Annotated in this window: 15 protein-coding genes and 1 pseudogene; 3 read left to right on the forward strand and 13 right to left on the reverse strand. The window is 41.8% G+C overall.

Translation table 11 applies throughout. The features are described from left to right. Positions 1-13: 13 nt before the first annotated feature. The 10 genes from ACIRUQ_RS06535 to rlmH all read right to left on the reverse strand — a co-directional run bounded on the left by ACIRUQ_RS06535 (position 14) and on the right by rlmH (position 9,151). Positions 14-1,285 (reverse strand): aminoacetone oxidase family FAD-binding enzyme, encoded by a 1,272-nt coding sequence (locus tag ACIRUQ_RS06535; RefSeq protein WP_055290967.1) that lies wholly within the window; start codon positions 1,283-1,285, stop codon positions 14-16. Between the two features lie 11 nt (positions 1,286-1,296). After that, complete coding sequence (locus tag ACIRUQ_RS06540) at positions 1,297-2,061, reverse strand: DUF308 domain-containing protein (RefSeq protein ID WP_055290965.1); 765 nt, start codon at positions 2,059-2,061, stop codon at positions 1,297-1,299. Positions 2,062-2,185: 124 nt separating this feature from the next. Beyond that, positions 2,186-2,602: a hypothetical protein gene (locus ACIRUQ_RS06545; RefSeq protein ID WP_022036047.1), complete on the reverse strand. Its 417-nt coding sequence runs from the start codon at positions 2,600-2,602 to the stop codon at positions 2,186-2,188. Between the two features lie 113 nt (positions 2,603-2,715). After that, positions 2,716-4,374, reverse strand: a complete 1,659-nt coding sequence (locus ACIRUQ_RS06550) for a polysaccharide biosynthesis protein (protein WP_055290962.1) — start codon at positions 4,372-4,374, stop codon at positions 2,716-2,718. A gap of 51 nt (positions 4,375-4,425) precedes the next feature. Next, positions 4,426-5,553 (reverse strand): DUF3048 domain-containing protein, encoded by a 1,128-nt coding sequence (locus ACIRUQ_RS06555; RefSeq protein WP_055290959.1) that lies wholly within the window; start codon positions 5,551-5,553, stop codon positions 4,426-4,428. Positions 5,554-5,572: 19 nt separating this feature from the next. Beyond that, on the reverse strand, positions 5,573-6,070 hold the full coding sequence (gene ybeY / locus ACIRUQ_RS06560; protein ID WP_021738146.1) for an rRNA maturation RNase YbeY: 498 nt from the start codon (positions 6,068-6,070) through the stop codon (positions 5,573-5,575). After that, positions 6,060-7,082, reverse strand: a complete 1,023-nt coding sequence (locus ACIRUQ_RS06565; protein ID WP_055290957.1) for a PhoH family protein — start codon at positions 7,080-7,082, stop codon at positions 6,060-6,062. The genes ybeY and ACIRUQ_RS06565 overlap by 11 nt, the downstream gene beginning before the upstream one ends. Then, positions 7,045-8,310, reverse strand: a complete 1,266-nt coding sequence (locus ACIRUQ_RS06570; RefSeq protein ID WP_055290954.1) for a sporulation protein YqfD — start codon at positions 8,308-8,310, stop codon at positions 7,045-7,047. Before ACIRUQ_RS06570 ends, ACIRUQ_RS06565 begins: the two co-directional genes overlap by 38 nt. A 12-nt stretch (positions 8,311-8,322) precedes the next feature. Beyond that, the gene (gene yqfC / locus ACIRUQ_RS06575) at positions 8,323-8,604 is read right to left on the reverse strand and encodes a sporulation protein YqfC (RefSeq protein ID WP_044962699.1); all 282 of its coding nucleotides are present in this window, start codon (positions 8,602-8,604) and stop codon (positions 8,323-8,325) included. Positions 8,605-8,671: 67 nt separating this feature from the next. Beyond that, complete coding sequence (rlmH, locus tag ACIRUQ_RS06580) at positions 8,672-9,151, reverse strand: 23S rRNA (pseudouridine(1915)-N(3))-methyltransferase RlmH (RefSeq protein WP_021738142.1); 480 nt, start codon at positions 9,149-9,151, stop codon at positions 8,672-8,674. A gap of 210 nt (positions 9,152-9,361) precedes the next feature. Here rlmH and ACIRUQ_RS06585 point away from each other — a divergent pair, with 210 nt between their 5' ends. The 3 genes and pseudogenes from ACIRUQ_RS06585 to ACIRUQ_RS06595 form a co-directional block, all read left to right on the forward strand. Next, positions 9,362-9,943, forward strand: a complete 582-nt coding sequence (locus tag ACIRUQ_RS06585; RefSeq protein ID WP_022036041.1) for a xanthine phosphoribosyltransferase — start codon at positions 9,362-9,364, stop codon at positions 9,941-9,943. Positions 9,944-10,057: 114 nt separating this feature from the next. Beyond that, positions 10,058-10,186, forward strand: coding sequence for a hypothetical protein (locus ACIRUQ_RS06590; RefSeq protein ID WP_278286227.1), 129 nt, complete (start codon positions 10,058-10,060; stop codon positions 10,184-10,186). Further along, a pseudogene (locus ACIRUQ_RS06595) lies at positions 10,147-10,746 on the forward strand (IS256 family transposase); the annotation flags it as partial. The gene ACIRUQ_RS06590 and the pseudogene ACIRUQ_RS06595, both read left to right, overlap by 40 nt. A 295-nt stretch (positions 10,747-11,041) precedes the next feature. Here the strand turns inward: ACIRUQ_RS06595 and ACIRUQ_RS06600 are convergent. From ACIRUQ_RS06600 to ACIRUQ_RS06610, 3 genes are all read right to left on the reverse strand, one after another. Continuing rightward, positions 11,042-11,452 carry a peptide deformylase gene (locus ACIRUQ_RS06600; protein ID WP_022036689.1) on the reverse strand — a complete coding sequence of 137 codons (411 nt, stop codon included), beginning with the start codon at positions 11,450-11,452 and terminating at the stop codon, positions 11,042-11,044. Between the two features lie 136 nt (positions 11,453-11,588). After that, on the reverse strand, positions 11,589-11,873 hold the full coding sequence (locus ACIRUQ_RS06605) for a hypothetical protein (protein WP_022036690.1): 285 nt from the start codon (positions 11,871-11,873) through the stop codon (positions 11,589-11,591). Positions 11,874-11,966: 93 nt separating this feature from the next. Next, entirely contained in the window at positions 11,967-13,709 is a 1,743-nt protein-coding gene (locus ACIRUQ_RS06610; RefSeq protein ID WP_082432653.1) for an ABC transporter ATP-binding protein, read from the reverse strand. Positions 13,710-13,813: the final 104 nt, after the last annotated feature.

Consider the following 13,813-nt stretch of genomic DNA (forward strand, 5'->3'; position numbering starts at 1 on the left):
ACATAGCATTTTTTTATTTAGCATCTGTTCTTTTTCTTCTGACAGATTTTTCAGCTGCTGCCGTTCCGGCCACAGCACCGCCGGACCATGCCCACTGAAGGTTATATCCTCCGCACATACCGTCCACATCTACGATCTCGCCTGCAAAATATAACCCCTCGACACGCTCTGATTCCATCTGCTTTGTCAATTCCGTCACAGGAATCCCGCCACAGGTGACCTGTGCAAACTGAAAGCCCCGTACACCGGTGATCGGAAATTTGACCTGCTTCAGCAGATTTGCAAACTCCCTCAGTAATTGTCTGTTTTTTGCTTTCGGTATCGAAGCAATTTTACGCTCCCCAAGATGCTTCTGCGCACAAAGCATACTGGCTATTTTTTCATTTACAATCCCGGAAAGCAGCATTTTCCAGCTTTCTTCCGCTGAAGCGACATCCAACTGCTGCTTCAGGAAATCGCGCAATTGTTCTTCTGTATATTCCGGTACGAAGTCGAGTGTTGCCGTCACACACTGCTTCCGGTCTAATGCAACAGCAGCATATCTGCTCACCTGAAAAGCCGGAATCCCGGAAATCCCATAATCAGCCATCTGTACTTCACCGGTATCTTCTGCCACACAACTTCCATCCACATACAGTTTCACGGTGGCATCCGCCCGCACTCCGGTGGTTTCCTTTAACCAATTCGCTTCTGCCATCAGTGCAGTCAGTGCCGGCAACGGTTTTTTTACAGTATGACCGAAGGATTTCGCATAGATATAACCACTTCCGTCACTTCCCGATTTCGGTGATGCCATACCTCCGGTAGCCAGAATACAGCAGGTCGAAAAAAAGCTCCCACTTTTTGTATCAAAGGAAAACCTATTGTTTTCCCGGATGATTTTGCGGATTCCAATCCCATTATGTATCTCAATTCCAAGCTTTTCTGCTTTCCGCAACAATGCATTTCGAATGGCACTTGCCTGGCCGCTTCTCGGATAACAATATCCCTGCCTGTCTCTGGTCATCACACCCAGTTCGCGGAAAAATGCAATCGTATCCTCTGCAGAAAACTGTTCTAATATATGCAATACAAAGGCAGGGGTATCGCATCGATAATAGCTCTCCCCCTGCATCAGATTCGTAAAATTGCATTTTCCATTTCCTGTTGCCAGGATCTTTTTTCCGGATACTTCATGATGATCCAGGATTGCCGTATGTGCGCCTCCGGATGCAGCATGAATCGCAGCCATCAGACCGGCTGCGCCTCCGCCAACTACAATTACATCGTATGTTTTCTGTTTCACAAAAACTCCTTTTACTTATCCTCTTCAAAAAAATTCAAAATTTCTTTCGTCATCTCATCCATATCGCCTTCCGGCAGTTTATCCCCGGCATTCTCATCTGTCGATGCCGTTGGTTTCACTGTATACACCGGCTTTTCGGATTCAGAATCGTCCTTATTTTCTTTTTTCTCATCCGGTGCAGCAAACTTCTGACTCTGCTCCGCAGGACGAATCCGTCTGCTCGCACGGATTGCAAACACCAGATAAATCGGACTGATCAGATCAATAACACCATCTGCAATCAGCAGATAATAGATCGCATTTTTGTACTGGGACACTCTTCCCCCCGGGTTTAAAATTACCAGGATTGCTACAGCCAGAAATGCCAGTGCAATCAGCAAAAAGATAAACCATCCTGCATTGTGGATACTTTTGAGATCCACTGCGTTCTGCAGCTTGATCACAGCTGTAAGCAAAATGCAAATGCCGAGAAAAAGGGAGAAGTATGCTACAATCTCACTGGTTCGCACCAACAGCATTGCACCAATCAGTACGCAGAGCACACCGGCTGAAAATCCATATTTACCAATATCACGATAACTTCCTGTCAGGAAATATTTTACAATCATAATAATCCCGAACACGACAAAAATGGCTCCTGCAATATAGATAATATAAATTTCCTTAAACTGTGGAACAAACTCTATCGCCAATCCAAATAAAATATAGATAATGGCAATGCCGATAATCATGCCTGTCCCAAGTCCGATCCCCTTTTGTTTTTTCTCTGTTTTCATCCTGCCCTCCAGAATCTGCAACCAATCTGCAAGCAGAAATTCTGCGCCTGTTTGATCCGTTGCGAAATCATTTCGTGGTTCAGTATAGCACAAGCCGCAGATTTTGAAAAGCCGTCAGTTTTCGCTAACTCGAATAATTTTCCAGAAAGCTGTATAGATTTTCCAGAGATGTAAAGGGAATTCCTTCCAGTGCATCCCTTCTGAGATATTCCGGAAGATTGGATACTTTCAGACTGGTTTCAAAATACAACCGGTCTGTATCACTAAAATAAACGGACAGATATTCTCCCGAGACTTTGACATAATATTTTTCTTCTGACAAATGATTCATACTTTCTACAGAATCGGTACCGGAAATGTTCTTTTTTTCTTCTGTGGAACTCTTCTTACTGTCCGTGTCCGGGCAGGATGCGGTCTGCACAGGTGCAGTATCTGCTTTCAACTGACTTTCACCAAAATAAAAGCCGCTCCAGAATGCAGCCACCATGCAAATCGTACAAATCAAAAAAGAAATGCGAATGATACGTGTCTGTTTCATCATAAAAAACTCCTTTTTTCGTAGTATTCACATTTCTTTTTCATTTATTCAGTTTTTCTTTTTATCAGAACTTCATTTCTGTTACTTCTTCCTTCCAGTTTCTAATTTGTCCAGAATCATAACAAACGGAATTTCTTTGCAATGCGGATCAATAATTCGCCTTTCGGGAAACTGTGCAGTTCTTCTTCCGTCAATCCTTTGATCAGCAGCAAGGCAGCTGCATAGACAATCATACCAACCAGAACAGCAATCACGGTACTGACGGCATTGCTGTGGGATACTTTATGGCAGACAAAATATGCAGCATAAACTACACCCCCCATAATCACAGATGCAATGGCCGGTTTTATAAATGTCTTGGTAACATCTGGTTTAAAGCCCGAGTATTTCCGTACAGACATACCGTTTAAAATACACATGATCAGTGAAAATGCAATGGTTCCGACACAAATGCCATAAATATTCAGTTTCAGGCCGAACATGCCGACTGCAATGACACCCGCATGAAGCACCAGTGCCACGGAAGCATTTCGGACCGGAATCCGCATCCGGTCAATTCCCTGTAATACCGCATTGGACAAGGTAGAAATGGAATAAAAAATAACACTGATTCCACCTGCCTGCAGCAGATGTCCTGCCAACGGGCTTGAACCCGGAAACAAAAGCTGGATGATCGGATCTGCCAGTACCATGATACCTGCAGTACACGGCATGGCAACCACCATGATAAAACGCATGGACATGCCGATTTTAGAGCGAACCTGTTTCTCATCTTTCTGTGCAAAAGCTGCTGCCAGTGCCGGAACACAGGACGCTGCCAATGCCGTGGAAATGGAAATCGGCACATTAGTCAGAACTCTGTATTTACCGGAAAAAATGCCCCACCACTCGGAAACATCCGCAGCTGAGTATCCCTGTATAGTTGCAATGTTTTTAAACAACCACTGATCCACGATTGAAACCATATTGTAAATCGTAGTACTCATCAATACCGGAACAATGGTGCCGATCAGAATGCCAAAAATCACACGGTATGATTCCGGTTGTTTTTTGCCGATCTTATTTTCCCGTCTCATTGCCTTACGGAATTTTGGAAAGAACATCGAAAACACAAAGATGATGAAGGCCAGTCCACACAGTGCACCTGCACTCGTTCCAAGGGTTCCACCTGCTGCACCATAAGCTGCGTCATAATGTTCTTTGCTTCCAAGCACTGTCGCGATCCGTCTTCCGTAGGCGAACAACACATACGCTGCCCCTACACTGACTACCGCATTGACAATCTGCTCAATGATCTGTGACACCGCACTTGGGATCATAGTCCCCATGCCCTGGAAAAATCCACGAAATACACCAAGCACTGCTACGATGATCAACGTCGGAGCCAGTACCTGCAACGCGTAAACACCAAGCGGCGTTTTGAAAAGGCGGGTCAACTCCTCCGCACCAAAAAATACGATCATACAGGCCGCTGTACCGGTAAACAGTGCAAATATCATAGCACCTTTGAATACACGGTACGCATTCTGCTTCTCGCCATTTGAAATTCGTGCTGAAACCATCTTGGATACAGCCATTGGCAGACTGTAAGAGGAAATCAGTAACAACAGGCTGTATATTTCATACGCACAGCTGTAATAATCATTTCCATGATCTCCGATGATCGCTGTCAATGGAATTCGGTAAACAAGACCGATGACCCTGCTGACAAGCGATGCAATTGCAAGAATGGATCCCTGCACCAAAAAACTTGTATCATTTTTCTTCTTACTCATAAAATAACCTCTTTTCCTGCTTTCAGGAAAAAGCAGTATCGTTTGAGCAGCTTATCTGTTTGCATACTCTTCCTCGCTTGAATAAAAAGCGATCTTATCTGCATAGGTATCTTCGGTCACACATACCCATGTTTTTCCCTGATTTAACTGAATCTCAGATCCGTCCTCTTTGTAATATCTGGTCGGAGACTGCAGAGAATCTTTCTTCCATGTTACCGGAATGGCTGTCCCGTTGGTAATATAATAACCGGAACCGCCCTTCATCGTTTCCATGTTCAGATATTCATCCTCACTGCTCATCCGGTTCCACTCACAGATCTGGATAATAATATTTTTGACTTCCACCTGTTTGCCGTTATTGCCGTCTGTCTGGGCTGCACCATTCTGAAAACGTTTGTATAAACCTGTCTCACTGTCAAACACAAACCACGGTTTGTTTACCAGATAACCAGGTTCTACTACTGCCGCCGGTGATCCCCCCTGCAGGAATAACTGCTGATTGTCGTCTTCTACAAATTTATAATGTCCGGAATAATCTGCAGCATGCTGCGTTTCATATCCCTTGTAAGCAATACCTGCCACAATTCCTTCACCGGTCGTATAAGCATTGTGCGGTGCTTTTCGATTAGAATCGCGCTTGTACATCACTTTTTCCACTCCGCCATCCAGACCGCTCAGATTATTCACATAATCCTGGGAAAGAATCTCAACAGCATATTTTGCCTGACCATAATGTGCATAAATGGCATCAAATTCCAGTGCCCAGTGTACATAATAATGACGACAGCTACGAATGGACATCACTTTTTCCAGGTTCGCATAATCCTGGAAAATAGCCATCAGACGTGTCTCCTGTCCTTCTACTGCTGCCTCATAGATCACATCAGCATCCGTAATTCCATACTGGGGTGTTGCAATCTTTGTATTTCCCAGCATAACGGCAAGCGGACGCTGGTTCGCAATGGTCTCATCAATCCATTCACCGGTCAGATAACTCCGTGCCATTCCTTCCGGAACTGCCGGTATCTCCGGCTCACTTACCGGCACTTCCTCCGGTGCAGATATGGATGTTTCCTGTGCCGTATCTGACACAGCCGATGTCTCTTCTTTTTTTCCGCATCCAGTCAGCAGTGACAGTGACATAACCCCAAGTAAAATCATTGCAATTGCTTTTTTCATAATTCTTCTCTCTTTCTTGTTATCTTGTAATCTGTAAAGTATTCAGAATTTCCCGCTGATGAGCTTCCATCAGAGCCGCATCCTCCGGCACCATATGGTCATACCCCATCAGATGCAGCATACTATGTGTGATCAGGAATGCGTATTCCCGCTTTACACTGTGTCCATACTCTTTGGCTTGTGCATACACCCGTGATACGCATATTACAATATCCCCAAGTAATACTTCCTGTGTATCCGGATTCACACAGTCATCCAGCTGATCCTCCACACCGTCAAAATCTGCCGGGAACTCGTAAGCGATCATTGGAAAAGATAATACATCCGTAGGTGCATCAATCTGTCTCGTCTCCAGATTGATCTCATGGATTCGCTTCTCGTCCACCAGCGTGAGGTTAACTTCTGCCTCATAAGGAAAGCCTTCACTATCCAGTGACTGCTCAATCACAGTCTGCGCCAGTTTTTTATAATGAAAGGAAAAACCCGGCGCTGTTTCACAGATGATATTAATGGTCATTGCGTTTTCCTCTGCTTTCTTTCTTACCGGAACGTGCAACACGCTCCTTTTTTAACTGTGCATTTTCATATTCATCATATGCTTTGACAATCTTCTGTACCAGTGGATGACGGACAACGTCCTGACTGGTCAGTTTGCAAAATGCAATATCATCTACTTTCTGCAAGACACGCATAGCAACATCAAGACCGGATTTTGTACCCGGCGCCAGATCTTTCTGTGATGCATCACCGGTAACTACCACTTTAGACCCGAAACCGATACGTGTCAGGAACATCTTCATCTGTGCCGGCGTTGTATTCTGCGCCTCATCCAGAATGATAAAGGCATTATCCAGTGTGCGTCCACGCATGTAAGCAAGCGGTGCCACTTCAATAAGTCCTTTTTCCTGATTTTTCAAAAAACTCTCTGCTCCCATAATCTGGTACAGAGCATCGTACAGAGGACGCAGATATGGATCGATCTTACTCTGGAGATCACCCGGAAGAAATCCGAGTTTCTCACCTGCCTCAATGGCAGGTCTCGTCAAGATAATCCTGCTGACTTCCTCATTTTTGAATGCAGTAATTGCCATTGCCATCGCCAGATATGTTTTTCCGGTACCCGCCGGTCCGATTCCAAATACGATCATTTTATCGCGAATCTGATCTACATAGTCTTTCTGACCCAGCGTTTTTGGTTTTACCGGTTTTCCCTGAACTGTATGACAGATAATCTCACTGTCTGCCTCTAACAGTGGATGATTTTTCGTACATCCGCACATTTCCAATGCATAAGTAACGGTCTGCTCTGTGATATCATTGCCCTTCCGGGACATAGCAAGCAGATCACTCATCACCGACTGTGCCTTCTGCACATTGTTGTCATTTCCCATAATTTTCAGACTTCCGTCACGAACTACCATTGTAACCTGCAGATATTTTTCAATCTGCTTCAACCAGGCATCAAACTTTCCGAATACATTTGACATATGTTCAATCGGAATGTCCAACATTTGTTGTGTCAATTCCATATGTGCCAGTTCCTTCCTGTTTCTTTATCTTTTCTGTCTCTGTCCGCCGGCTTGCTTTCACCAGCGCTTCCAAAGTTCCTTCCACAGATATTTCTGTGACACTCGCTTTTATAATAACACTTTTTTCCTGTATTTGAATAGCGTTTTTTTCTAAATTCTTACAGTAACCTTCCAGGCGCTGTTGTGCAATCCGTCGAATTTCCTCTCTGGTGTAAGGAATTTCCTGCCATTTGCAGTCTTCCTGGGTCCTTACGATCAATTGAAACGGCAAATAAAAATCACGTCCAATCCGTGGATCATAATATTCCCCAGTGCACAAGGTGTTCTTTTTGACTGTATCAAACAGATGCATCTGGTGCCTTCCAAGCACCAGCGAAATACCATACCGTTTTTTTCCAGACTTCTGCAATACGTTCTTCCTCTTAGAAAAGACATCTTTATAATCAAGCGTTGTACGGATCCAGACATCTGCATCTGAAGAACAATATTCATAACCACTGATTTCTCCGCTGTCATTTTCCAAAGGAAGGCTCCCGGAAACCACAATCGTCCCGGGTTCCACAAGATCTCCCTGCATAACCAGCGGCGTTCCCTTACGCACTACAATAGACTCCACGGCGCCTCCCACATCCGTCACCAGATCTGTCGCCATATTCCCTGCCTCATCGGCAGACTCCGGACGGTTTTGTTCCATCAATCGCTCCTGGATATCCACATACAGCCGTGTACCGGATATCCGGGCAGACACCCAAGTGATATCGTCAAATTCCCGGCGTAACAGTGTCTCTGTCTTCTCACAGTCAATACTGCGTTTCCAGCTTCCGTAACCGATACCGGATTCTGCCAGAAAATCTCGTAATACCTGTCCGGAATAACTGCTGTTTCCGTATATTTCTACCGCCCAGATAAACTGTGTCATCAAAAACAGAATTGCAAACAGACTGCCTAACCCAACAAAGAAAAAACGATGATGGCGGTATCGATACAGTAAAAACGGAACACCGACACGTTTCAAAATCGTAACTCTGGTTCCGCTTTTTCGCAACATCGGTTTCAACTTCCGAAAAGCCGGCAGACTGACAAAAAAAGTATAACCATCTTCTGCCGGCTCGATCTTCCATAAAACAATATCCGCATTTCCACATAGATTAAAAAAACGTTCCGGAGAATACCCGGTCAGTCGGACAAACAGATACCCGCGAAAGAATTTCATCACCTTTAATACCATGCAGACATCTCCTTACATGCCATATTCCAGTTTATCGACCTGTCCGGTGATCTTCATATCATCATTGGTATAATAATCAATCTTCAGATTTCTGCCGGTGATCTCTAACTGCCCGTTCTTCAGCAGCAACCGGATTTTATCCTGCCGGTATTCCAAAATCCCTTTATAATTTTCAATGGCCAGATCCCTTCGTCCGGTCACGGTAACTATGGATGCCCCAAGCATCAGATCTCCGGGCAGTTCCAGGCTCTTTGTCAGCTGTCTGGTCAGTTGTTCTCTTTTTTCTTTTCTCATGCTAACAGTATATGAAAAAAATGTAGCTGTATCACTCTTTCTTCTGTTTTCTCCTGCGCTTTTTTTCTTATTTGTGATACGGCTCACCGCTGCTGATCCGGTACGCACGGTACACCTGCTCCAGCAAAATCACCCTCATCAGCTGATGTGGAAATGTCATATCCGAAAAACTGAGTAACATGTCCGCGCGGGACAGCACGGCATCCGAAAGTCCCAGAGAACCTCCGATCACAAAACCAATATCACTGACTCCATGCAGACCCAGTGTCCCGATTTTTTGCGAAAATGCAACCGAATCCAGTTTTTTCCCCTGAATAGCCAATGCTATGATAAAACTTCCGTCTTTCATCTGTTTAAGCAGACGTTCTCCTTCCTTTTCTTTAATCTGTCTGTTTTCAGTTTCACTGGCATGATCCGGCGTTTTTTCATCCGCTACTTCCACAATTTTCAACTTACAGTACCGCCCCAGGCGCTTTTCATACTCTTCCATGGCCTGCCGGTAAAATTTTTCTTTTATTTTTCCTACGGCATAAATTGTAATATTCATGCCAACTATTATTTCACAGGAACATTTCTATGTAAAGGGAAAACAGAAAAATTTCTTCCTGTTATATTTGCGAAATATCTTTTCAAAAAGGCTTTTTAAAAAGATATAAAAAAGTAAGTGTTAGACTTTTTTATATGAAAAAAATGTGCTATAATGGCTTTAAATTATTTCGCCCGGGTTTTTCCGGAAAAAACATATTGGAGGAATATCATGCAGTTACTCGAAGAAAAGATTAAGACAGACGGCATAGCCGTTAATGAAGATATTTTAAAGGTGGACAGTTTCATCAATCACAAGGTTGACCCGTTTCTGATGAAAGAGATTGGAAAAGATTTTGCAGCACATTTTGCAGATCATGGGATTACAAAAATCGTCACCATTGAAAGCTCAGGTATTGCTCCTGCCCTTACCACTGCGATTGAGATGGGGATTCCGATGGTTATTCTCAAAAAACAGCCATCCAAAGTCTTAAACAAAAACCTTTACCAGACAATGGTTACTTCATTCACAAAAGGAACAAGCTACGAGCTGACACTTTCCGCAGAACAGATCGATGAGACAGATCATGTTTTGATCATTGATGATTTTCTGGCAAATGGCGAAGCAGCCACCGGTGCGATCCGCCTTTTAAGAAAAGCACATGCAACCGTAGCCGGACTTGGTATCCTGATTGAGAAATCATTCCAGCCGGGCCGTGATAAATTAAAAGAGCAGGGAATCCATGTATATTCTCTGGCAAGAATTTCAAAACTTGCTGAAAACTACATTGAGTTCATTCCGGAAGAAGTATAATTTCTATTCTCCAGGTCTGAATGAGACTGTAATTAATTCTGTGTATACTCTAAAAGAGCTATATACCCTCTTGGATTGATATTAAAATAAATATCAATTCAGGAGGATTTTTTTATGGCACGAAGAAGAAAAATGGATCCAGAACGCAAAGCGTTCATCAACAGCTTGTTGGAACACTATCAACCAAAGGATGCTCAGGATATGAAAGTGCAAAATACTGGTTGTCCGTCCTCAACGAGATAAAAAACCGAGGTGTAGAGGATATCATGATCGTATCTGTGGATGGATTGACCGGATTCGGGGATGCGATTCATGCAGTATTCCCACAGGCGGAGATCCAAAGGTGTATTGTGCATCAGATTCGTTATTCTACAAAATTTATCTCTTACAAAGATTTAAAACCATTTATGGCGGATTTAAAGCTGGTTTACAAAGCTGATACAGAAGATCTTGCACTCACAGCCTTGGAAGATCTGGAAGAAAAATGGGGCAAAAAATACCCTGCTTCCATTGGATCCTGGAGAAATAACTGGACACAATTATCCACATATTTTAAATATCCATCTGAGATACGTAAATTAATATACACTACAAATTCCATCGAAAATTTTAACCGCCAGCTACGCAAGGTTAGGAAATCCAAGACTATTTTTCCGACCGATGATGCACTTTTCAAGATGCTCTATCTGGCAATGATGGATGCTACAAAAAAATGGACCGGAAAGGCTTGGGACTGGGGTCTGACACTGGATCAGTTATGCATCTATTTTGGGGATCGGATCCAGCCAGAGGATATCGATTAAGCACAGATTCAATCGCATATCAAGGGTAAATAAACGCCCGATTTTCTCGGGCGCCCTTGACATGCAATAGAATCCATGCTACTAAATAAGTAACAGGCTGAACAGCAAAGTATGCCATTCAGCCCATTACATTATATTTTTGTATTCTATAAACCTATGATTTTATCATCAATCTGAGAGGTTTACACAGAATAATTTACACTACCGCTTAACCCAGAAATCTGCTGTTAAGCCGCATCAATTATCATAGAAGATCTGAATTTACAGAAAAAAATTCACACCGTCCACGAAGCATTTATATCAAAATTCCATTGCAGTGATCCACTTCATGCTGCACGATCTGTGCCGTCCATCCAGACAATTTCTGACGCTGTTTTTTCCATGAAAAATTCTGATATTCTACTTCAATATTTTCATATCTTGTTGTTTTACGAATACCGCTTAACGATAAACAACCTTCCTCCGTTTCATATGCTCCACTTTTTGAAACAATAATCGGATTAAACATAACTACATCGAAAATTCCCATATTTACAATAATGATATTCTTCTTTACTCCAATCATATTTGCTGCCATTCCAACGCAGCCTTCCCGATGTGCCTTCAATGTATCCTGCAGGTCTTTTCCAACCTGCAAATCTGCCTTGGTTGCCGGTGCTGATTTCTGTGCTAAATACAACGGATCATGCATAATTTGTTGTACCATAATTCTTTGCTCTCTTTCTGTTATTTTTTGACTTTTTGACAAGCTTCTAAAATAGTATACTATACCAAGTTTTTAGTAAATACTACAATACATTTTCAATATTATTTTGTATTGTAGTATCCCGCAACTTTACTATCTAGTCTAAGTTATCCAGCCCATCTCTGTATACACGATTCATTATGGTCTGAGCATGCTCCATCTCTTTTTTCTGAATGATTGCATTTCGATCACTCAATATAGCTAACATTTCATCTACCACATCCTCCGGTCGCGGATCTGAAATACGATACAAATATCCAAGCATTCGCATCGCTGTGTAATCTGTATTCATCTGTTTGTATGCAATTTCTCTACAAAAATCATCTGGATAGCCTTTTCTCTGTAAGACACGATATAATTCATCTGTTCGTTTTTCTGACATGTTTATCTCCATTTATTACTCAGTTATGTATTTATATATTTCCGCTATTTAAACTTTTAGTGAATCATTTTTCACTTTATTTACCATAATATACTATTCCACATACCATTTTTGCTGCATCTTATAAAGTTGATAGTATTCACCTTTCTTTGCCAGTAATTCATTGTGATTGCCAATCTCCACAACTTTTCCACTTTTCATCACAATGATCTTGTCAACTTCCCGACAAATTCCAATTCTATGTGAAACAATAATAGCTGTTTTTTCCTTTGTAATCTTCAAAAACATCTTCAATATCGTTGTTTCCATAATTGGATCTAAGGCAGCAGTTGGCTCATCCAGAACAATCATACTGCTGTTTTTGAACATACCGCGTGCAATCGCAAGTTTCTGCCATTGACCGATAGAAAGATCTCTACCATCAAACTCACTGCCCAATAACATGTCGAGCGCTTCCTTGCTTGAAAACTCCGGTAAATCCATCTGTTTTAAAAGTTCCTGTATTTTATCGGTATCATCCAAATGTTTCCAGTCGCTGATAGCGATATTTTCTCTCAACGTCATTTCATATTTCACAAAATCCTGACTTACAATAGAGACATTTCGATAAAATCCTACCGATTCAAAATTGTTGATATTTTGTACGCCATATAATATCTCGCCCTTTTGTGTTTTATATAAACCAGTCAGTAGTTTTACCAGCGTCGTTTTACCGCTTCCATTATTTCCTACTATAGCAATAGATTCATTCTTTTTTATATCAAGTGAGATATTGGAAATTGCCAGGTAATCTGTGTTCGGATAAGAAAAACTTATATTTTTAACATTTATCTTATCAAAATTGGAATCAAATTTTTCTCTTCCACGCACATCTTCATCAATATCAATAAAGTCATAATAATCTCTTACAAATGCCGCACATTCCGGAAGCCGCCCAAGACTGATCAGAAAATACTTTGCTGCCAACTGAAAAGATGAGAATGCCATAAGAGAAGCAGCCAGCATACCGAAATCTAACTTATGATTCAACAAAAGCAAAATTGCAATGATGATACTGAGCATATAACCGCATTTGCATAAAATCTCACATAATGAAAAGCTGCAAATATCCCGTTTCTTAAAATCCCATAATTCCTGATTCATTTCATCTCTGGTTTGGTATAATTTTTCTTCAATATAAGATTCAATTCCAAAGATACGAAGTTCCTTTACCACTCTTTTATCTCCAAATAAATGATACAGATAGTTTCGTCTTCGTTCACCTGCTGACTGATACTTTTTTAATTCATAAAATTCCTTTCCGCGAATCAATCGAACGATAAAGTACGGAATCACACTCAGCAATGATACCAACGCCAGAAGTGGACTGAATCTGACTAATATAAATAACGTACTTCCTACTTTCAAAATCTCTGCCAGAATATTGAATATTGACAAGCTTAAATCGGAAAATCTCCCATGTTCAATGCAGTTCTGCGCCCGTTTCAGTCGATTATTAATTTCTACATCCTCATACTGAATCAAGGATAAACGTCCACCTTTTTCCCCCAGTTCTATAGCAAGTTTCATTCCAACCTTGGAATCAATTTTTACCATACAGGCATAAAATACACTGTTTGCCACCTCTGACACAACAAATATGCCCCATATGATACCTAAATATATCACGCTTATTTTTAAATCTTTCGAATACACATGATTTAAAAATACGGCTACCAGCCATGTATTGACGGCTACCAGAACCGACTGAAGCATCATACAGACAACCTGCATAATGAGTAACTGCGGTGCAATCCTGCGTATATCTTTTAATGAGCGAAATAACAATTTTATCATTTTTCTATCCCCAATATATGCGCACTTTCAAATTGAACACACATGAAATCTGACACGTGGTTTTGTTCATCGTAATTTGCTATGTTTTTCTCAGAATCATCTAC

The sequence above is a fragment of the Eubacterium ramulus genome (assembly GCF_045002895.1).
Lineage (GTDB): Bacteria > Bacillota > Clostridia > Lachnospirales > Lachnospiraceae > Eubacterium_I > Eubacterium_I ramulus.